Origin of the sequence: Pikeienuella piscinae, from assembly GCF_011044155.1 — a bacterium.
GTDB lineage: Bacteria > Pseudomonadota > Alphaproteobacteria > Rhodobacterales > Rhodobacteraceae > Pikeienuella > Pikeienuella piscinae.
The window spans coordinates 839,993-860,424 of record NZ_CP049056.1 but is presented as its reverse complement, the minus strand read 5'-3'; the positions used below and the strand labels follow the sequence as shown (position 1 = coordinate 860,424).

General features: G+C 66.7%; 21 protein-coding genes. 10 read left to right on the top strand and 11 right to left on the bottom strand.

The genetic code is table 11. The features are described from left to right. Positions 1-22: 22 nt before the first annotated feature. Both glpD and G5B40_RS04095 read right to left on the bottom strand, forming a co-directional pair. Positions 23-1,633 (bottom strand): glycerol-3-phosphate dehydrogenase, encoded by a 1,611-nt coding sequence (gene glpD, locus G5B40_RS04100; RefSeq protein WP_165095358.1) that lies wholly within the window; start codon positions 1,631-1,633, stop codon positions 23-25. Beyond that, entirely contained in the window at positions 1,620-2,411 is a 792-nt protein-coding gene (locus tag G5B40_RS04095; protein WP_165095355.1) for a DeoR/GlpR family DNA-binding transcription regulator, read from the bottom strand. Before G5B40_RS04095 ends, glpD begins: the two co-directional genes overlap by 14 nt. A 176-nt stretch (positions 2,412-2,587) precedes the next feature. Between G5B40_RS04095 and G5B40_RS04090 the strand changes: the two genes are divergently transcribed. The 7 genes from G5B40_RS04090 (at position 2,588) to glpK (ending at position 10,110) form a co-directional block, all read left to right on the top strand. Continuing rightward, complete coding sequence (locus G5B40_RS04090) at positions 2,588-4,327, top strand: ABC transporter substrate-binding protein (RefSeq protein WP_165095352.1); 1,740 nt, start codon at positions 2,588-2,590, stop codon at positions 4,325-4,327. Positions 4,328-4,412: 85 nt separating this feature from the next. After that, positions 4,413-5,468: an ABC transporter ATP-binding protein gene (locus G5B40_RS04085; RefSeq protein ID WP_165095350.1), complete on the top strand. Its 1,056-nt coding sequence runs from the start codon at positions 4,413-4,415 to the stop codon at positions 5,466-5,468. Positions 5,469-5,480: 12 nt separating this feature from the next. Then, positions 5,481-6,557, top strand: a complete 1,077-nt coding sequence (locus G5B40_RS04080; RefSeq protein ID WP_165095347.1) for an ABC transporter ATP-binding protein — start codon at positions 5,481-5,483, stop codon at positions 6,555-6,557. Continuing rightward, a complete protein-coding gene (locus G5B40_RS04075; protein WP_165095344.1) occupies positions 6,554-7,414 on the top strand; it encodes a carbohydrate ABC transporter permease in 861 nt (286 codons plus the stop codon). Before G5B40_RS04080 ends, G5B40_RS04075 begins: the two co-directional genes overlap by 4 nt. Before the next feature lie 4 nt (positions 7,415-7,418). Beyond that, positions 7,419-8,216, top strand: coding sequence for a carbohydrate ABC transporter permease (locus tag G5B40_RS04070; RefSeq protein WP_165095341.1), 798 nt, complete (start codon positions 7,419-7,421; stop codon positions 8,214-8,216). A 12-nt stretch (positions 8,217-8,228) separates the two neighbouring features. Continuing rightward, on the top strand, positions 8,229-8,624 hold the full coding sequence (locus G5B40_RS04065; RefSeq protein WP_165095339.1) for a DUF2160 domain-containing protein: 396 nt from the start codon (positions 8,229-8,231) through the stop codon (positions 8,622-8,624). 1 nt (position 8,625) lies between these two features. Beyond that, positions 8,626-10,110, top strand: a complete 1,485-nt coding sequence (gene glpK / locus G5B40_RS04060) for a glycerol kinase GlpK (protein WP_165095336.1) — start codon at positions 8,626-8,628, stop codon at positions 10,108-10,110. 26 nt (positions 10,111-10,136) lie between these two features. On the opposite strand, the gene G5B40_RS04055 is transcribed toward glpK, so the two are convergent. Beyond that, positions 10,137-10,733 (bottom strand): histidine phosphotransferase family protein, encoded by a 597-nt coding sequence (locus tag G5B40_RS04055; RefSeq protein ID WP_165095333.1) that lies wholly within the window; start codon positions 10,731-10,733, stop codon positions 10,137-10,139. A gap of 32 nt (positions 10,734-10,765) precedes the next feature. Here G5B40_RS04055 and G5B40_RS04050 point away from each other — a divergent pair, with 32 nt between their 5' ends. The 3 genes from G5B40_RS04050 to G5B40_RS04040 all read left to right on the top strand — a co-directional run bounded on the left by G5B40_RS04050 (position 10,766) and on the right by G5B40_RS04040 (position 12,764). Beyond that, positions 10,766-10,945: a DUF3553 domain-containing protein gene (locus G5B40_RS04050; protein ID WP_165095330.1), complete on the top strand. Its 180-nt coding sequence runs from the start codon at positions 10,766-10,768 to the stop codon at positions 10,943-10,945. A gap of 165 nt (positions 10,946-11,110) precedes the next feature. After that, positions 11,111-11,914 (top strand): L-ornithine N(alpha)-acyltransferase, encoded by an 804-nt coding sequence (olsB, locus tag G5B40_RS04045; protein WP_246209701.1) that lies wholly within the window; start codon positions 11,111-11,113, stop codon positions 11,912-11,914. A gap of 7 nt (positions 11,915-11,921) precedes the next feature. Beyond that, entirely contained in the window at positions 11,922-12,764 is an 843-nt protein-coding gene (locus G5B40_RS04040) for a lysophospholipid acyltransferase family protein (protein WP_165095324.1), read from the top strand. On the opposite strand, the gene G5B40_RS04035 is transcribed toward G5B40_RS04040, so the two are convergent. The 8 genes from G5B40_RS04035 to G5B40_RS04000 all read right to left on the bottom strand — a co-directional run bounded on the left by G5B40_RS04035 (position 12,741) and on the right by G5B40_RS04000 (position 20,235). Beyond that, a complete protein-coding gene (locus G5B40_RS04035; RefSeq protein WP_179961573.1) occupies positions 12,741-13,361 on the bottom strand; it encodes a thiamine phosphate synthase in 621 nt (206 codons plus the stop codon). The two genes, G5B40_RS04040 and G5B40_RS04035, sit on opposite strands and share 24 nt — an antisense overlap. A 2-nt stretch (positions 13,362-13,363) precedes the next feature. Beyond that, on the bottom strand, positions 13,364-13,804 hold the full coding sequence (locus G5B40_RS04030; RefSeq protein ID WP_165095318.1) for a cupin domain-containing protein: 441 nt from the start codon (positions 13,802-13,804) through the stop codon (positions 13,364-13,366). A 44-nt stretch (positions 13,805-13,848) separates the two neighbouring features. Beyond that, on the bottom strand, positions 13,849-14,595 hold the full coding sequence (locus tag G5B40_RS04025; RefSeq protein WP_165095315.1) for a YebC/PmpR family DNA-binding transcriptional regulator: 747 nt from the start codon (positions 14,593-14,595) through the stop codon (positions 13,849-13,851). Between the two features lie 244 nt (positions 14,596-14,839). After that, a complete protein-coding gene (locus G5B40_RS04020; protein ID WP_343040627.1) occupies positions 14,840-16,615 on the bottom strand; it encodes an SLC13 family permease in 1,776 nt (591 codons plus the stop codon). A 68-nt stretch (positions 16,616-16,683) separates the two neighbouring features. Then, positions 16,684-17,502: a TIGR00282 family metallophosphoesterase gene (locus tag G5B40_RS04015; protein WP_165095313.1), complete on the bottom strand. Its 819-nt coding sequence runs from the start codon at positions 17,500-17,502 to the stop codon at positions 16,684-16,686. Continuing rightward, positions 17,499-18,074: a 5-formyltetrahydrofolate cyclo-ligase gene (locus G5B40_RS04010; protein ID WP_165095310.1), complete on the bottom strand. Its 576-nt coding sequence runs from the start codon at positions 18,072-18,074 to the stop codon at positions 17,499-17,501. Before G5B40_RS04010 ends, G5B40_RS04015 begins: the two co-directional genes overlap by 4 nt. Next, on the bottom strand, positions 18,071-19,273 hold the full coding sequence (locus G5B40_RS04005) for a pyridoxal phosphate-dependent aminotransferase (protein ID WP_165095307.1): 1,203 nt from the start codon (positions 19,271-19,273) through the stop codon (positions 18,071-18,073). Before G5B40_RS04005 ends, G5B40_RS04010 begins: the two co-directional genes overlap by 4 nt. Before the next feature lie 32 nt (positions 19,274-19,305). Next, a complete protein-coding gene (locus G5B40_RS04000; protein ID WP_165095304.1) occupies positions 19,306-20,235 on the bottom strand; it encodes a DMT family transporter in 930 nt (309 codons plus the stop codon). Between the last annotated feature and the right edge of the window lie 197 nt (positions 20,236-20,432).

The window sequence follows — 20,432 nt, the reverse complement described above, 5'->3', positions numbered from 1 at the left end:
GGCATTTGCAACGGTCGTCGATTCAGGCGTCGACAGCCTTCCGGGCCTCCTCCGTCATCCACGCGGAGAACGCGGCTTTCTGCGCTTCGTCGAGCCGGAGCCCGAGCTTGGAGCGCCGCCAGATGACGTCCTCGGCGGATCTCGCCCATTCATGCGCGATCAGCCAGCGGACCTCCCGCTCGGTCAGCGTGGCGCCGAAGTCGCGGCCGAGTTCGGCCGCAGAGGCGGCCCCGTCCAGCATCTTCTCGGCGTCGGTCCCGTAGGCCCTGACGAGGCGGCGCGCCCAGGTTTCGTCCAGAAACCGAAAGGCGCCCATGAGCCGCGCCGTCAGCGCCGCCGCGCCGTCATACGGGAAGTCGCCGCCGGGAAGGGGAACGCCGCCGGTCCAGCCCTTCGGCGTTCCCGGGAAGTAATCCGAGAGCTTGTCGACCGCCTCCTCGGAGAGCCTCCTGTAAGTGGTGATCTTGCCGCCAAATACGTTCAGCAAGGGCGCGGCGCCGGCCTCGTCGCCGAGGCTCAGCACATAGTCCCGCGTGGCGGCGGTGGCGGAGGAGGCGTGGTCGTCATAGAGTGGGCGAACCCCGGAATAGGACCAGACGATATCCGCCGCCGTCACCTCTTTCGCGAAGTAGTGCGAGGCGGCGGCGAGAAGATAGTCGCGCTCCTCGTCGGTGCAGATCGGCGCGCCGGGCGGGCCCTCGTGATCCTTGTCGGTGGTGCCGATCAGGGTGAAATCGGTCTCGTAGGGAATGGCGAAGATGATTCGCCCGTCCGGCTGTTGCAGAAAATAGGGTTGATCGTGATCGAAAAGTCTGCGGGTGACGATATGCGAGCCCCGGACCAGCCGCACGCCCTCGCGGCTGTTCTGATGAAGCCGGCCGTTCAACACGTCGCCAACCCAGGGGCCGCCGGCGTTCACGAGCGCGCGCGCGCGCACCTGCCGCGACTCGCCGGTTTCCGTATCGACAAGTTCTGCCTGCCAGAGACCGCCGGCGCGCGCCGCCGTCTCGCAGCGCGTGCGGGGCAGGATCTTCGCGCCGCGCGCCGCCGCGTCGCGGGCGTTGAGCGCGACGAGGCGGGAGTCCTCCACCCAGCAATCGGAGTATTCGAACGCCTTCGAGAATTTCGGCTTCAACGGCTTTCCCGCCGCGTGGTTCGAGAGGTCGAGCGTGCTCGTCGCCGGCAGGATCTTTCGCCCGCCGAGGTGATCGTAGACGAAGAGCCCGATGCGCGTCAGCCAGGCGGGCCGCCGACCGCGCAGGAACGGCGCGAAGCGGGTCAGGATCCAGCCGAGCGAGGAGGTGTCCTCCGTATAGCGAAGGTCGGGATTGATCGGCAGCACGAAGCGCAGCGGCCATGAAATATGCGGCATGGCGCGCAGCAGCGTCTCGCGTTCGATCAGCGCTTCGCGGACCAGGCGGAACTCGAAATACTCCAGATACCGCAGGCCGCCGTGGAAGAGCTTGGTGGAGGCGGAGGATGTGGCGCCGCCGAGATCGCCCATCTCCACCAGCAGCACCGAAAGCCCGCGGCCCGCGGCGTCGCGCGCGATCCCGCAGCCGTTGACGCCGCCGCCGATGATCAGAAGGTCGTAGGCGCGGTTCTCCCCCGATCCGGTTTCAGGCGCAGTCATCGAGCGCCTCCAGCCCCGGCTCCGCGATGAGGACCTCGGTCTCGCCGCGCGCCGCCGCCTCCATGAACGGGTCGGGTGGCCCCCGGTCGGTGACGAAGATGTCGATTTCCGCGATATCGCAGATCCTGACCGGGGCGGAGCGGTCGAATTTCAGCGCGTCGGAGACGAGAATGCGCGCTCTGGCGTTCCGCAGGATCGCGCGCGCCACGGAAACCTCGCGCGAGTCGTAATCGAGCACCGCGCCGTCGATATCGATGGCCGAGGCGCCGATCACCGCGTAATCGACCTTGTAACGCGAGATGAAATCGACGGCCTCCTCACCGACGATCGCGCCGTCGGTCGGGCGCACGACGCCGCCGGCGAGGATCAGCTCCTTCGCGGACGAGCCGATCAGCGTGTTGATGACGTTGACGTTGTTGGAGATCACCACGAGATCGTCATGGCCGGCGAGGGCGCGGGCGACCTGCTCCGTCGTGGTGCCGATATTCAGCATCACCGAGCAGCTGTCCGGGATCAGCGCGGCGGTGCGCGCGCCGATCGCCTCCTTCGCGGCGCTGGCCTGGCTCCGGCGCTCCTCGTAGCCGACATTCGAGATCGAATTGGTGAAGCGCGCGCCGCCATGAACGCGCGCGGCGAGGCCGCGTTCAGACAGAAGGTTCAGATCGCGCCTGATCGTCTGCGTGGTGACGTTGAACCCCGCGGCGAGCGTTTCGACCTCGACCCTGCCTTCGCGACGGATGCGCGCGAGAATCTCGTTCTGTCGGGCGGTCAACTGCACACGGGCCTCTTTCGTATAAACACGCGGGGCGGGCGGGCCGGGCCGCCGTCTCGTCATATATACGTAGGAATGCCGGTTTTGAAAGTCATTTTGTTTCACTTGACGTTCGCCAAAGTTCATATGAGTATCTTTGCGAGCCGCTGAAAAGGCGGTTTCATAATCATGGGAGGATTGTCATGAAACGACGTCTGCTCTCCGCCGTGGCCGCGATTGCGGTTGTCGCGGCGGCGCCAGCCGTATTCGCCGACGCGGCGGCGGCGAAGAAATGGATCGATGCCGAATTTCAGCCATCGGTCCTCTCCAAAGACGAACAGATGGCGGAGATGGAATGGTTCATCCAGGCCGCCGAGCCGTTCAGTGGAATGGAGATCAACGTCCTTTCCGAGGGCATTCCGACGCACAGCTATGAGTCGGAGGTGCTGACCAAGGCGTTCGAGGAGATCACCGGCATCAAGGTCAATCACCAGATCCTCGGCGAGGGCGAGGTGGTGCAGGCGGTTCAGACCCAGATGCAGACCAACCGCAACCTCTATGACGCTTATGTCAACGACAGCGACCTGATCGGCACGCACAGCCGCATGCAGCTCGCGGTCAACCTCACCGACTGGATGGCCGGCGAGGCGGCGGACGTGACCTCGCCGACGCTCGATCTCGACGACTTCATGGGGACGAGCTTCACCACCGGCCCGGACGGCAAGCTCTATCAGCTGCCGGACCAGCAGTTCGCCAATCTCTATTGGTTCCGCAAGGACTGGTTCGACGACGAGGCGAACAAGGCCGCGTTCAAGGAGAAATACGGCTACGATCTGGGCGTGCCGATCAACTGGTCGGCCTATGAGGACATCGCCGAGTTCTTCACCGAGGATGTGAAGGAGATCGACGGCGTCCGGATCTACGGCCATATGGATTACGGCAAGCGCGCCCCCGATCTCGGCTGGCGGATGACCGACGCCTGGCTTTCGATGGCCGGCACCGGCTCGCCGGGCGAGCCGAACGGCGTGCCGATCGACGAATGGGGCATCCGGATGGAGGAAGGCTCCTGCAACCCGGCCGGCGCCTCGGTTTCCCGCGGCGGCGCGGCGAACGGGCCGGCGGCGGTCTACGCGATTCGGAAATGGGATGAATGGCTGCGGAAATACGCCCCTCCGGGCGCCGCGTCCTATGATTTCTACCAGTCGCTCCCGGCGCTCAGCCAGGGCGACGTCGCGCAGCAGATCTTCTGGTACACCGCCTTTGTCGCCGACATGGTGAAGCCGAAATCGGAAGGCAACAACACCGTCGACGACGAGGGCCTGCCGCTCTGGCGGATGGCGCCGTCGCCGCACGGCCCCTATTGGCAGGAAGGCCAGAAGGTCGGCTATCAGGACGTGGGTTCGTGGACGATCCTGAAGTCCACGCCGGTCGATCGCGCCAAGGCGGCCTGGCTCTACGCGCAGTTCGTCGTGTCCAAGACCGTCGACGTGAAGAAGAGCCATGTCGGGCTCACCTTCATCCGCGACAGCTCGGTCCGGCATGAAAGCTTTACCGAACGCGCGCCGAAGCTTGGCGGGCTTGTCGAGTTCTACCGCTCGCCCGATCGGGTGCGCTGGTCGCCGACCGGCATCAACGTGCCGGACTATCCGAAGCTGGCGCAGATCTGGTGGCAGCAGATCGGCGACGTGAACTCCGGCGCCTTCACCCCGCAGGAGGCGATGGATCGTCTCGCCAACGAGATGGATGTCACCATGGCCCGCATGCAGCAGGCCGATGAGGCGGCGAATGTCTATGGCGGCTGCGGACCGCGCCTGAACGAGCCGAAGGACCCTTCGGAATGGCTCGGCAAGGGCGGGGCGAAAGCCAAGCTCGAAAACGAGAAGCCGCAGGGTGAGACCATCAACTACGACGATCTGGTCGCCCGCTGGGCGGAGGCTGACTGACGACGACCCATGCGCCGGGGCTTCCGGGCCCCGGCGTTCCGGATACGAGACCGCGCCCCGGAAGGCGCGGCGCGGGGAGAACGCCTTGACGCTTGAGCTGAAGAACATCACGAAAAGGCTTGGCGCGGAGACGCATATCCACCCCACTTCGCTGACGCTGGAGCCGGGCGGCTTCAATGTTCTTCTTGGCGCGACGCGCGCCGGCAAGACTTCTCTCATCAAGCTGATGGCCGGGCTCGACCGGCCCACCACGGGCGCGATCCTGATGAACGGGATCGACGTGACCGGGGCGTCGCCGCAAAAGCGCAATATCAGCCTCGTCCACCAGTTCTTCGTTAACTATCCGCACATGACGGTCTTCGAGAACATCGCCTCGCCCCTGCGCGTCGCCGGCGTTCCGAAATCCGAGATCGCCGGGCGGGTGGAGGCGGCGGCGGATGTGTTGCGGCTTCGCCCGATGCTGCAGCGCCGCCCGGACGAGCTTTCCGGCGGCCAGCAGCAGCGCTGCGCGCTCGCGCGGGCGATCGTGAAGGAGAGCGATCTCGTCCTTCTCGACGAGCCGCTGGCCAATCTGGATTACAAGCTCCGCGAGGAACTGCGCGACCAGTTGCCGGGCCTTTTCGCCGGGCGCGGCGCCGTCGTCGTCTACGCGACCTCGGAGCCGGCGGAGGCGCTGATGCTCGGCGGGCGCACCGCGACGATGTTCGAGGGGCGGGTGACGCAGTTTGGCGACACCGCTTCGGTTTACCGGGCGCCGGGAGATATGGCGACGGCGGAGGTCTTTTCCGACCCGCCGATGAATTTCGCGCCGGTCGAGAAAGCCGGCGATGCAATCCGCCTCGGCCCGGTCGCATGGCCGGCGGCCGGCGCCGCGTCCGCGCTCGCAGACGGCCGCTACATGCTCGGCGTCAGGCCGCATTTCGTCACGCCGGCCGGGGGCGGCGGCGTGACGCTCGACGGCGTGGTCAGGGTGACGGAGCTTTCCGGTTCCGAGAGCGTGGCGCATTTCGGTGTCGGGGACGCGGTCTGGGTCAGCCAGGTCGCGGGGGTCCACCCGTTCAAGGTCGGCGCCACGCATCAGTTTCGTTTCGACCCGGCGGCGTGTTTCTATTTCGGTGCCGACGGCCGGCGCGCGGTCTGAGGGAGGCGGGGAATGGCCAGAATCACGCTCGATCGGCTTCGCCACAGCTACATGGAGGCGCCCGCCGCCGAGGAAGACTGGGCGATCAAGCAGATCGACATCGACTGGGAGGATGGCGGCGCCTATGCGCTGCTCGGCCCGTCCGGTTGCGGAAAGTCGACGCTGCTCAACATCGTTTCGGGCCTCGTTCGCCCGACGGAGGGGAGGGTTCTGTTCGACGGCGTCGATGTCACCGCGCTGCCGCCGGATCGGCGCAACATCGCGCAGGTGTTCCAGTTCCCGGTGATCTACGACACGATGACGGTGCGCCAGAACCTCGCCTTCCCGCTCCGCAATCGCGGGGTCGAGCCGGGCCGGATCGCCGCCCGCGTCGCCGAGATCGCCGAGATGCTGGAGCTGGAGACGATGCTGGATCGGCGCGCCGCCGGACTCTCCGCCGATGAGAAGCAGAAAATCTCCATGGGGCGCGGGCTGGTGCGCGACGACGTGGCGGTGGTGATGTTCGACGAGCCGCTGACGGTGATCGACCCGCATCTGAAATGGAAGCTCCGCTCGAAACTGAAGGAGCTTCACAGCGAAGTCCGCGCAACGATGATCTACGTCACCCATGACCAGACCGAGGCGCTGACCTTCGCCGACCAGGTGGTGGTGATGCAGGAGGGCGAAGTGGTGCAGATCGGTACGCCGGTCGATCTTTTCGAGCGGCCCGGCCACACGTTCGTTGGCCATTTCATCGGCTCGCCCGGCATGAACCTGCTGCCTTGCGAGGTGCGGGATGGCGCGGCGTTCCTTGACGGCGCCCCGATCGCCATCGAGGGGCCGCTCAAGCCTGCCTCCGGGCGGACGGAGATCGGCGTCAGGCCCGAATATGTCAGCGTCGCGAGCGACGGCGTTCCCGCCCGCGTACTCAGACTTGCGGATATCGGCCGGCACAAGGTGCTGGAGGCGATGGTCGGCGAGACCCGCGTCAGCGCCATCATCGGACCGGAGGAAAGCGCCGAGGAGGGGGCGGAGATCGGCCTCGCCTTCCGCCCGGACCAGACGCGGGTTTATGCCGACGGCTGGCTCATATCGGAGGCGCGGACATGAAGACCGCCAACCCGCGCGCATGGATTTTCGTGACGCCGGTTCTCCTTCTCGTCGCCTTCAACGCCATCATTCCGCTGATGACGGTGGTGAACTATTCGGTGCAGGAAACCTTCGGCAACAATCTCTTCTTCTGGCATGGCGTCGGCTGGTTTCAGGAGCTTCTGACCTCCGACCGCTTCCACGCCGCGCTCGGGCGGCAGCTCTTCTTCACCTTCACCATCCTGATCATCGAGGTTCCGCTCGGCGTCGCCATCGCGCTCGCCATGCCGCGCTCGGGCAGGTGGGTGCCGGTTTGCCTCGTCCTGATGGCGCTGCCGCTGCTGATCCCGTGGAACGTCGTCGGCGCGATGTGGAACATCTTCACGCTGCCCCGCATCGGGTTGATGGGCTACGGGCTGAACTGGCTCGGGATCGACTACGACATGACGCAGAGCCCGGTCGCGGCCTGGGTCACCCTGATCATCATGGATGTCTGGCATTGGACCTCGCTCGTCGTTCTCCTGGCCTATGCCGGGCTGATCTCGATCCCGAACGCGTTCTATCAGGCGGCGAAAATCGACGGCGCTTCAAAGTGGTCGGTCTTCCGCTACATCCAGTTGCCGAAGATGAAGCAGGTGTTGACCATCGCGATCCTGCTGCGCTTCATGGACAGCTTCATGATCTATACCGAGCCTTTCGTCCTGACCGGGGGCGGGCCGGGCAACTCCACCACGCTGCTGTCCATCGACCTGGTGAAGATCGCGCTCGGGCAGTTCGACCTCGGCCGCGCGGCGGCGATGAGCCTGATCTATTTCGTCATCACGCTGCTTGTTTCATGGCTGTTCTACACGCTGATGACCAAGGACGATGTGGAGTGATGCGATGAAACCCCGAGCGATCGTTCCCATCCTCTACATCCTCTTCCTCATGCTGCCGATCTACTGGCTGCTGTCGATGAGCTTCAAGACGACGAACGAGATCCTCGCCGGGTTCTCGTTCCTGCCTTCGGTCTGGACGCTGGAGAATTACCGGGTGATCTTCACCGATCCGACCTGGTATTGGGGTTACTTCAACTCGATCATCTATGTCTCCTTGAACACGGTGATTTCAGTCACCGCCGCACTGCCTGCGGCCTATGCGTTCTCGCGCTATCGCTTTCTCGGCGACAAGCATCTCTTCTTCTGGCTGCTCACCAACCGCATGGCCCCGCCGGCGGTTTTCGCGTTGCCGTTCTTCCAGCTCTATTCGGCGGTCGGCCTGTTCGATACGCATATCGCCGTCGCGCTCGCGCATTGCCTTTTCAACATCCCGCTCGCGGTCTGGATTCTGGAGGGGTTCATGTCCGGCGTGCCGAAGGAGCTGGACGAGACCGCCTATGTCGACGGCTATTCCTTCCCGCGTTTCTTCACGAAGATCTTCCTGCCGAACATCGCCGCCGGGGTCGGGGTCGCCGCCTTCTTCTGCTTCATGTTCTCATGGGTCGAACTCTTGCTCGCCAAGACCCTCACGGCGGTGGAGGCGAAGCCGATCGCGGCGACGATGACACGGACCGCATCCTCCGCCGGGTATGAGCTGGGATTGCTGGCGGCGGCAGGGTGCCTCACCATCATTCCGGGCGCGGTGGTGATCTATTTCGTCCGCAACTACATCGCCAAGGGCTTCGCCCTCGGCCGGGTCTGAGGGGAGCGTCCGATGCGTCTCGCCATAGCGCTCATGCTTTTCGCCGCGCCCGCCGCCGCACAGAAGGCCGGCTGGGGCGATGTCGGCAAGGAGGCGGAGAAGCCCTGGTCCTTCACCGACGCCATCGCGCCCGGTTTCTGGATGGCCTGGACCAATGCGACGGCGTTCTTCTTCATCCTGATCTTCGCCTCCATCGCGCTGATGGGGCTGCTGGAGATCCGCAATCCCGGCGGGGCGCCGCGCGACGGGGTTTTCGGCTTGCGGACGACGCGGGGCGACCGGCTTTTCATCTCGCTTCTCGGCGCGGCCTATATCTTTCTCGCGTGGCTCGGGTTGATGGGAACGCCGCTTTATGGCGCACTCGCGATCTGCGCCCTCTGGGCGGCGTTCGTATTCTGGAAGGTCTGAAATGCCCGACCGTATCCTCGCCATCGACCAGGGCACCACATCGTCCCGCGCGATCCTGTTCGATTCCGCCTTGAAGCCGGTCGCCGCCGGCCAGCAGGAGTTCCGGCAGTTCTTCCCGCATTCCGGCTGGGTCGAACATGACCCGGAGGAAATCTGGTCCACCACCGCCGCGATGTGCCGCTCGGCGCTGGAGCGGGGCGGCGCCGCGCCGGGGGATGTCGCCGCCATCGGCATCACCAACCAGCGTGAAACGACCATCGTCTGGAACCGTAAGACCGGGAGAGCGGTTCACAACGCCATCGTCTGGCAGGACCGGCGGACGGCGGCGCTCTGCGCGCGCCTGAAAGGCGACGGGCACGAGGCGATGGTGACCGCGAAGACCGGGCTGCTGCTCGACCCCTATTTCTCCGGAACCAAGCTCGGCTGGGTGCTCGAGAACGTCGAAGGCGCGCGCGCGGCGGCCGAAGCCGGCGAACTGCTTTTCGGCACCGTCGACACCTATCTGATCTGGCGCCTCACGGGCGGTAGGGTCCACGCGACCGACGCGACCAACGCCGCGCGCACCATGCTCTACAATATCCGCGAGGGGCGCTGGGACGACGACCTTCTGAAGCTCCTGAACATCCCGGCCGGGATGTTGCCGGAGGTGAAGGACAGCGCCGGCGATTTCGGCGAGACGCGGCCCGACCTGTTCGGTCGCGCGATTCCGATCCGCGGCGTCGCGGGCGACCAGCAAGCTGCGACGGTGGGGCAGGCGTGTTTCATGCCCGGCATGATGAAATCCACCTATGGCACGGGGTGTTTCGCGCTTCTGAACACCGGGGCGGAGGCGGTGGCCTCCTCCAACCGGTTACTGACGACCATCGCCTATCAGCTCGACGGAGAGCCGACCTACGCGCTCGAGGGCTCGATCTTCATCGCCGGGGCGGTTGTGCAGTGGCTCCGCGACGGGCTGAAGATGATTCGCGAAGCGGGCGAGACCCAGACGCTCGCGATGCGGGCCGACCCCGATCAGCGGCTTTACATGGTGCCGGCCTTCACCGGCCTCGGCGCGCCCTGGTGGGCGCCGGACGTGCGGGGCGCGATCTTCGGCATCACGAGGAACACCGGCCCGGCGGAGTTCGCCCGCGCCGCGCTCGAAAGCGTGGCGTTCCAGACCCAGGATCTGCTGGAAGCGATGAAAGGCGACTGGTCCGCCGATGGCGACACGGTTCTGCGCGTCGATGGCGGCATGACCGCCAGCGACTGGACCATGCAGGCCCTCGCGGACCAGCTCGGCGCGCCCGTGGACCGGCCCGTCGTGACCGAGACGACCGCGCTCGGCGCCGCCTATCTCGCCGGACTTCGGGCCGGACTCTGCCCCGCGCCGGAAGAGTTCGCCAAGGATTGGGCGCTGGAACGCCGATTCGAGCCGCAGATGGACGTGGCGGAACGCGCGGCGCGCTACGCCGGCTGGCGCGACGCGGTGGGCCGGCTGCTGGACTGACGTCGACCGGCCCGGCGATCGGAGGGTTACGCGACGCCCACGGCGCCGTCCTCACGGAAGTAGGGACGGGCGCCCGATCCCTCCGCCGCCAGCCAGAGAAGCAGGAAATGCACGTCGCCCGGCGCCGTCTCCGCCGGGTCCGGGCGCTGGCGGAGAAGCGCGCGCGCGCGGTCCTGGAGCTTCACCGGCCCGCCGGAGAGCCGCCATTCGATTGCGAGCGGCTCCGCCTCTGCGACGCTGAGCCTCATCAGCCCGCCGCGCGGCAGGGCGCCCGCCCCGACAAGGGCGAGGAGGAGGAGCGGCCGCGCGGCGCGAAAACGCATCGTTCCCCGCGCGTCGCCCCAGTCGAGCCGGATCTTTCGGCGCGCGAGATGGCCTTCCGCGGCGGCCGCAAGCTCCTCGACGGAGATCGATTCCGCCGGGTCGCGGGCGCCGAAGGCGGTGCGGAGAAAGCGGAGCGCGGCCGCCGCCGCCTCCGCGCAATCGGCGATCAGGTTCATCTCCTCCTCGCCGCCGCCGGCGGTGCGCACGAGATCCAGACCGTTGCCGATCGCGCCCACTGGGCTTATGAGGTCATGGCAGATGCGGGACGAGACGAGGCTGGAAAGTTGCAAATCGTCCATCAGGCCCGCGCCCCTTCGGAGGACCGACGCCGATGACCGCGCCCTACGAACCCGGCGCGATCGTGCGCAGCAGGGCCAGACCCGACTGGGGGCTGGGCCAGGTTCAGTCGAATATCGGCGGGCGGATCACGATCAATTTCGAACATGCGGGCAAACTCGTCCTTACTGGCGGCGCGGCCGATCTGGAGCTAGTCGCTCCGGATTGGGGGTAGCGCCTGTCTTCGTCGCGTGGAGCCTAACCGAAGAGCGCGCCCGGGTGGGTTAATGCGGCGGATCGGCGCCCCCGTGCGCCCCGAGTTGCGTCGTCCCCGGCCCTCACCTAATGTCCGCGCCGACAAGCCGGGGGTGAGCGCCCCCGGTGAATGCAGGAGCGCACGTTGCGGATAGACGCAGGCCGGTTCACCGTCAGGCTGGCGGAAAGCGACGAAGATGTCGCCGCCGCGCAGCGCCTGCGTTATCGGGTGTTCGTGGAGGAGATGGGCGCGACTCCGTCGCCCGACGACCGCGCGTTGCGGCGCGAACGCGATGCGTTCGATCCCTATTTCGACCATCTCCTGCTCATCGACAACCATGCGAAGCCCGCCGATCCGCTGGACGGGGTCGCCGGGGTCTACCGCCTGCTGCGGGGGGACGTGGCGAAGCAGGGATGCGGGTTTTACGGCGAATCCGAATACGATCTGACCAAGATCAAGGAATATCCGCGCGGCACCGTGGAGCTCGGCCGCTCCTGCGTCGATATCGCTCACCGGGGCGGCGCGGCGATGCATCTGCTCTGGACCGGGCTGGGCCGCTATGTCGCCGAGCATTCGATTGAAATCATGTTCGGCGTCGCCAGTTTTCACGGCAGCGATCCGACGAAACTCGCGATGCCGCTGGCCTATCTCCACCACAATCACCTTGCGCCGGAGGATCTGCGCGTCCGGACGCGCGAGGAGTTTTTCGTGCCGATGGACCTGATCCCCGCCGATCAGGTGGTGCGGGCGGAGGCGATGCGGCAGATTCCGCCGCTGATCAAGGCCTATATCCGGCTCGGCGGGTCGGTCGGCGAGGGGGCCTATGTCGACCATGCCTTCAACACCGTGGATGTCTGCCTGCTGATGGACACCTCGCGTATGGTCGACCGCTACCGCGAGTTCTATCAGCGCGCCTCCCGCGGCGCGACCGATCGAATTCTCGGCTGAAACATCGATGGAGACGCCGACATGGAAAGAGGCGGAGCCGCCCGCCCTGCCGGCGCCGACCGTCATCCAGAAGCTGAGAGGCGGAATCAGAATCGCCGCCGCGCTTCTCGTCACCGGTGTCCTGCTTCTGGTCTTCGTCATCGGCAAGGGTCTGAAATCGCTCCTCGGGCCGTGGGTGACGTTCCAGTATCTCGCGGCGCGGGTCTGGTCGCGGGCGATGCTCACGATCTTCGGCATGCGGCCGGTGGTTCGGGGAAAGCCGATCCGCAGGGGCGGCGTGCTTGTCGCCAACCACGCCTCGTGGATCGACATTCTCGCGCTGCGCTCGACGACGCGGATCAATTTCGTCTCCAAGGCGGAGGTGCGGGACTGGCCCGGCGTGGGCGCCGTCGCGGCGCTCTGCGAGACGGTGTTCATCGAGCGCCGGCGCACCGCGGCGAAGCGGCAGCAGGCTGAACTCCAGCAGCGTATGCTGGCGGACGAGTTGCTCTGCATCTTCCCCGAGGGGACGAGCACCGACGGCCTGCGCGTGCTGCCCTTCAAGAGCGCTCTGATGTCGGTGCTTTTCACCGAGGGCGTGCACGAGAACGCGCTGGTGCAGCCGGTCAGCCTGATCTACCGGCCGGCGCCCCGGCTCTCGCTGCCGGTGAATTTCTACGGCTGGTGGGGCTCTATGAAATTCGAGAGCCACGTCTGGCAGGTGGCGATGCGTTCGCGCGGCGGGGTGGCGGAGATCGTCTTTCACGACGCGGTGCGGGCCGCCGACTGGCCGGACCGCAAGGCGTTGACCCAGCATTGCGAACAGGCGGTCAGAAGCGCCTTCTTCTCAAACCGTATCGAGCAGGGCTGAAAACGCGCGGACCCCCGCCGCGGCGCCCTCCGCATGATCCCAGACGGCGCTCTCGACGGCGATGAAATCCGCGTGCGCGGCGAAGATGGCGGCGCGCTCAATGTTCATGCCGCCCTCAGCCACTACCGGCGTCGTGATCATCTCCGACCACCAGGCGAAAAGGTTCTCATCGGCGACCTGGCCATCTCCGAGTTCGCTGTGCGCGACCGGGCCGAACGCGACGTAATCGGCCCCGGCTTCCGCCAGCATCATGCCCTGATGGCGCGAGCACCCGGCGAAACCGCCGACGATCGCGTCCGCGCCGAGCGTCTTTCGCACCTCGCGAAGGTTGAGGCGCGGATTGGCGAGATGGACACCGTCGAGGCCGAGCGCGCGGACCATGCGGAAATGGTCCGTGACGACGATGGCGACGTCATGGCTGTGGCAGATTTCCCGCAGGGGATCGGCGACGCGGCGGATGAGCGCCTCGTCATCGGCGGCGATCCGCAGGCGCAGGCAGGCGACCGGCGCGGCGCTCAGCGCCGATTCGAGCGCCGGCGCGAAAGCGGCCCCGTCGGAAAGCGGCGGCGTGACGAGATAAAGGCGCGACTCGTCCACGCTCAGGCCTCGCTCGGTCGTGGCTGGGGGCGCCAGTCGGCCGGCGCCAGCTCGAACCCCGAAAACTCGAACCCCGGCGTCACGACGCAGGAGACGAGCGTGAACCGCCCGAGAGAGGCCGCCGTCTGCCATGTGTCGGCCGGAACCACCACCTGCTGACGCTGACCCTGCGTCAGTTCGGGACCGAGCAGCGTCGCCTCCGCATCATGGCCGTCCGCGGAGACCGTCAGCGCCAGCGGCGCGCCCATGTGCCAGAGCCAGATCTCCGCCGCGTCCACACGGTGCCAGTGCGAGTATTGATGCGCTTCGAGAAGATAGTAGATCGCCGTCCCGGCGGACCGCCGCCCGGCCGGGGCGGGCGCGCGCCACGTTTCGCGATACCAGCCGCCCTCGGGATGCGGCGCAAGGTGGAGCGTTCTGATGATCTCTTTCGCGCTGGCCATCGGCGCTTTCCTTCTGGTCGTCGTCGGCGGCGCGTACAGCGGGATCAGCCCGCGAGCTTCTCCATCACTTCGTCCGAGACGTCGAAATTCGCCGTCACGGTCTGGACGTCGTCATCGTCCTCGAGCGCGTAGATCAGCTTGAAGAGCGTTCCGCCGACGTCCTCGTCGATCTCGGTCAGGGTCTGCGGCTTCCAGATCAGCTTCACCGATTCGGCCTCGCCGAGCGCGGCCTCCAGCGCACCGGAGACGTCGGCGAGATCGGCGGCGTCGGTGAAGATGACATGCCCGTCCGCGCCGCTTTCGACATCCTCGGCCCCGGCTTCGATCGCGGCCTCCATCACCTTGTCCTCGTCGCCTGCGGCAGCCGGGTAGAGGATCTGACCCTTGCGGTCGAACATGAAGCTGACCGCGCCGGTCTCCGCGAGGTTGCCGCCGTTCTTGGTGAAGATCGAACGGACATTGGACGCGGTGCGGTTGCGATTATCGGTCATCGCCTCGACGATCACCGCGACGCCGCCCGGCCCGTAGCCCTCGTAGCGGATCTCGTCGTAGTTTTCGGCGTCGCCGCCCTGGGACTTCTTGATCGCGCGGTCGATCACGTCCTTCGGCACCGATTGGCTCTTCGCCTCCTTCACCGCGAGGCGAAGGCGGGGGTTCTTGTCAGGGTCCGGATCGCCCATCTTGGCGGCGACGGTGATCTCCTTCGCCAGCTTGGAGAAGAGCTTGGAGCGCGCCGCGTCCTGGCGCCCTTTGCGATGCTGGATATTCGCCCATTTCGAATGGCCGGCCATGAATCCCTCAGTTTGTCTGATCTCGGGCGGCCTTATAATGCGCTTTGCGTTCCGGGTGAAGCGCCTTGCAGCGCGAACGCGTGCGCGATGCGGACGCCGCCTCACGATGCGAGGCGCGACGCGATCGACATGCGAACGCCCGGTGTCGGGGCATCGGCGTTCGTCCCGCATCTGGGCGCCGCCACTTCATGAATCACGACGTGGACGCCGGGGGCTTCACCTCCTCAAACGCGCACCAGGCCCCTCACAACGGCCAGAAAAGCGGGATGAGGAACGAGGTGAGCAGGCCGAGGCCGAGATTCATCGGAACGCCGAGGCGCATGAAGTCGGTGAAGCGATAGCCGCCCGGTCCGTAGACCATGGTGTTGGTCTGATAGCCGATCGGCGTCGCGAAGCTGAGCGAGGCGGCGAGCATCACCGCGACGACGAAGGGGCGCGGTTCGACGCCGATCTGCACCGCAAGGGAGATCGCCACCGGCGTGACCACCACGGCGACGGCCGCGTTGGTGACGATCTCCGTCAGCGCGGCGGCGAAGAGAAAGACGCACCAGAGCGCGAGCCAGGGCGGCATGGTCGAGAGGAAAGGGGCGATCGCCTCCGCCGCCATCACCGCCGCGCCGGAGGTTTGTAGCGCCCGGCCGACGGCGAGCATCGCGAAGATGAGGACGAGCAACCGCCCGTCGATCACCGCGAAGGCCTCGTCGGCGTCGATGCAGCGCGTCAGCAGAACGACGGCGACGCCAATCGTCGCCGCGGCGGCGATCGGGATCACCCCGAAGGCGGAAGCGCCCACGACGCCGGCCAGCGTCGCCAGGACGACCGGAGCGAGGACGCGGCGATAGGAGCGGCCGGAAGGTTCGTTGAGATCGACGAGATTAACGTCCTCGGCGAGGCGGCGGATATCCTCCGGCGCGCCTTCCAGCAACAGCGTATCGCCGATGCGGACATCGACATCGTCCAGCTTCTGACGCACGCGCTCCGAGCGGCGATGCACCGCCAGTGGATAGACGCCGTAGCGCCGCCTGAGCCGGAGCCGGCCCAGCGTGCGCCCGACCATGGTGCAGTCCGGCCCGATCAGCGCCTCGACCGTCACGCTCTCGGCGCTGGCGATTTCGTCCACCATGACGATGCGGCGATTCTCGCGGAGCGTCAGCAACTCGTCCATCCCGCAACGGATGACGACCACATCGCCGGCCTCGAACGTCACCGAAGGGAAATCGCGCCGGAGCGAGGCGTCGCCCCGCAGCACGTCGATGACCCGCATCCCCTCGCGCTGGAAAAGATCGAAGGTGAGCGGCTTCTCGCCGATCAGCGGCGAATTTTCCGTCACCGCGACCTGGGTGATGAATTTCGGGCTGCGCTTCTTGGAGAGGAACCCCGCCATCGCGGTCCGCTCCGGCAGAAGCCGCGGCGCCGCGACGGCCATGAAGCCGAGCCCGGCGAGCGCCAGCACGATGGCGACCGGCGTCACCTCGAAAAGCGAGAAGGGCGCGAGCCCCTGCGCCTGCGCGACGCCGTCCACCAACAGATTGGTCGAGGTGCCGATGAGCGTGCAGACGCCGCCCAGTATCGCGCAATATGAAAGCGGGATCATCAGCTTGGAGGGCGCAAGGCCGATTCTGGCCGCAAGCTGAGCGACGATGGGAATGAAGATCAGCACGACCGGCGTGTTGTTCATGAAGGCCGATGCGAAGATGATGAAGACGCCGAGCGCCAGGAGCGTCCTGACGGGATGAGTCTCCGCCCTGCGGGTGATCCTCTCGGTGACCGCGCCGAGCGCCCCGGTTCTGACCAGCGCGCCGGAGATGATGAACATCGCCGCGATGGCCAGCGGGGCCGGGCTGGCGATCGCGACGAGAAGATCGTCGAGGCTGAGGACGCCGGTCGCGAGCAGCAGGCCGGCGCCGCCGATGGCGACGGTCTCCGGTGGATAGAACTCCGTCACGAAGAGCGCGAACATGCCGGCGATCACAGCGACGGTGAGGGCGGCCGGCAGCACTTCTGGCGAGAGAAATGGCAAAACGGGGCGCTCCGAGCGGCTCGTCGGTTCAGAATAGAACGGAATGGCCCCGCGCGAAAGCGCCGGGTTCAATAAACCTCGGGAACAAGCTCCGGCAACCGTCCGCCGAGACGAAGCGGCGAGACGCGCCTTGCGCGCCCGTCCGGGCCGGTCTCGACGAATACGCCGGAAAGTCCGCCCTCGCCCTCGCCGGGGACGAAGCGCCCGCCGGACATTCCGGTGACGAACCTTCTGAGCGGCTCGGCCTTGTCCATTCCGATCACGCCATCATAATCGCCGCACATGCCGGCGTCGGTCTGATAGGCGGCGCCTTTCGGCAGGATCATCGCGTCCGCGGTCGGCACATGCGTGTGGGTGCCGACGATCAGAGAGGCCTTGCCGTCGAAATAATGCCCGACAGCCGTCTTCTCCGACGTCGCCTCGGCGTGGATCTCGACGATCACGGCGTCGGCGCCGGCGCCGAGCGGATGTTTCTTCAGCGCCGCCTCGATGGCCGAGAACGGGTCGCCGAACGGCTTCGCCATGAAGATTCGGCCAAGCGCGACCGCGACGAGGACGCGTTTGCCGCGCGGCGCGTTGAAAAGCCGGGCGCCGCCGCCGGGCGCTGAATTCGCGTAGTTCAGCGGCCGGAGGATCCGCGGCTCCGTGTCGATATGGGCCAGCATCTCCTTCTGATCGAAAGCGTGGTCGCCGAGCGTCACGCAATCCGCGCCGGCTTCGAAAATCTCGTTGGCGATCTTCGAGGTGAGGCCGAAACCGGCGGCGCTGTTCTCGGCGTTGACGACGACGAAATCGAGCTTCAGTCGGGCGCGCAGCCCGGGCAGGGCGGCGATCACCGCGTCCCGCCCGGCACGGCCAACGACATCGCCAAGAAAGAGGAGATTCATATCGTTATTCTCACTACTTCATTTTCGGTCACAACTGCATCGAGGCGCTGGTCGAAAGGGCCCGCCGGCGCCGCCGCGATTTCCTGCGCGGCGTAGGCGAAGCCGATGGCCCGCGCGCCCTTTCCGGCGCGAAGCGCGGCGAGCGTGCGGTCGTAAAAGCCGCCGCCATAGCCGAGGCGGCCGCCGGCCCGGTCCCACCCGAGAAGGGGAACGACAAGGATTTCAGGCTCCAGCCAGTCGCCGGATTCAGGGATCATCGCGCCGAACGGCCCTTCGGTCATCGCCGCGCAGGGCGTCCATTCGCGGAACCGGAGCGGCGTCGCCGTCTCCGCTATCACCGGCGCGGCGACGCGCGCGCCGGCCTCATGCAGTGCCGTCATCGCCGCCGTCGGATCGATTTCGCTGCGGATCGGCCGGTAGCCGGCGACGACACGGCCGGCCGCGTCACCGATCAGCGCCAGAAGACGGGCGTTCGCCGCCGGGTCGCGGCGATCGCGCGCTTCATGCGCCGCTTTCCGGCGCGCCGATATCTCGCGCCGGAGCGCGGTCTTTTCTTCGGCGAGTCCGATCAAGCCAGCGCGCCGCAGAACCGCTGGATGCGCCGACAGGCTTCCTCCAGCACCTCGTCCGAGGTGGCGTAGGAGATGCGGAAACAGGGCGAGACGCCGAACGCCCCGCCGAAAACCACCGCGACGCCCTCGGCTTTCAGAAGCTCGGTGGCGAAATCCTCATCCGTCTCGATCCGCTTGCCGCTTGGCGCGGTCTTGCCGATGCAGCCCTTGATCGAAGGATAGACGTAGAACGCGCCCTCGGGCGACGGGCACTGGATGCCGCTCGCCTGATTCAGCATCGAGACGACGAGATCGCGCCGACGCTGGAAATGCTCCAGCGACCACGGGATGTAATCCTGCGGCCCGTTCAGCGCTTCGACCGCCGCCCACTGGCTGACCGAACAGGGGTTGGAGGTGGACTGCGACTGGACCGTGCCCATCGCCTTGATCAGGTGCTGCGGCCCTCCGGCGTAGCCGATCCGCCAGCCGGTCATCGCATAGGCCTTCGAAACGCCGTTCACGGTCAATGTCCGGTCGTAAAGCTTCGGCTCGACCTCCGCCACGGTCGCGAACTTGAACGGCGGATAGGCGAGATGCTCATACATGTCGTCGGTCAGCACCCAGACATGATCGTGCTTCATCAGCACATCGGTCAGCGCCTTCAGCTCCGCCGCCGAATAGCCGGCCCCGGTGGGGTTGGAGGGCGAGTTGAAGATCAGCCATTTGGTCTTCGGGGTGATCGCCGCTTCGAGCTGCTCCGCGGTGATCTTGAAGTTCGCCTCGATCCCGGTCTCGACCGCCACCGGCTCACCGCCCGCGAGCAGGACCATATCCGGGTAGCTGACCCAGTAGGGCGCCGGGATGATCACCTCGTCGCCCGGGTTCAGCGTCGCCACGAGCGCGTTGTAGAGCACCTGCTTGCCGCCGGTGGAGACGGTGATCTGCGAGGGCGCGTAATCAAGCCCGTTCTCGCGCTTGAACTTGGCGGAGATCGCCTGCTTCAGCTCCGGAATGCCGTCCGGCGCGGTGTAGCGCGTATGCCCCGCGTCGATCGCCGCCTTCGCCGCTTCGCGGATATTCTCCGGCGTGTCGAAATCCGGCTCGCCGGAACCGAGACCGATGACGTCGCGCCCGGCCGCCTTCAACTCGCGCGCCTTCGTTGTGACGGCGATGGTCGGCGAGGGTTTCACACGGGCGAGATTGTCGGCGAGAAAGGCCATCATGGGGCTCCCATCTGGATTTTGTCCCGGTCTTACGCCGCGCGTCGCTGTCCGGCAAGGCGGCGAAGGGCGCCGAGCGCCCGCCCGTCGATGATCAGCAGCCCGAGCGCGATAAGCCCGGCGCCGATCAGCGCGCCGGGGGCGAGCCGTTCTCCCAGAACCAGCGCGCCGAGAGCGATCGCGATCGGCGGCATGCAGATCGTCACCAGAAGAAGATTGCCGGACCCCGCCGTCGCGAGAACCCGGAAATAGAGGATATAGGCCGTCGCGGTGCCGATCACCGAGGCGTATGCGAGCGCGCCGACCGTGACGGCGGATTGGGGAACGACCGGCGCCCCCTCGACGAACAGCGCCAGCGCGCCGGCGATCACGCTGGAGCCGCTGAGCATCCCGGCGGCGGAGACGACGGGCGCGAGCCCGTTGAGCCGCAGCTTTCCCCAGACCCCGGCGAAGGCGTAGGAAAGCGTCGCGCCGAGGATGGCGAGTTGGCCGAGCGCGCGGATGTCGAAGCCGGTCAGCGCCTCCGGCCCGACGATCACGACGACGCCGGCGATTCCGGTCAGGACCCCCGCGATGCGGCGCGCTGTCAGCCGCTCGTCTCGGAGCAGGAGCGCGGCGACGAGAATGCCGAAAAAGGCCGCCGCGCCGTTCAGGATCGAGGCGAGGCCGCTCTCGACCGATTTCTGCCCCCAGGTGATCAGCATGAAGGGTATCGCATTGTTGAGCGCGCCCATCACCGCGAACGCGGCCCAGGTTCCGAAGCGGCGCGGAATCGCGAGCCCGCGCCAGAGGACGACGCCCCAGAGCAGAAGCGCCGCCCAGAACACGCGGTGAAAGACGATCCAGAACGGCGTCAGTTCACGAAGCGCAAGCGCAACGAAGAGAAAGATCGCGCCCCAGATGAGCGCGAGCAGGCCGAGATCGACCCATGAGCGGACTGAAATACCGGGCGCGCTTGTCATGACGGCGGTCTATTTCGCCGCCATGCTCCGCGCCACCCGAAAGATGCGCTCCTTCGCGGTGTGTATTTTCGCCGTTGGCGGCATGGGGCTCGCCCACCAGATTCCCGATCAGAACTCAGGAAGCGAAACGGCGGGCGCGTCCCGCCGAAGCGGTCAGCGCGGGCCGCGCGTCGCTCTGATCATCCGCCTCCGCGCAT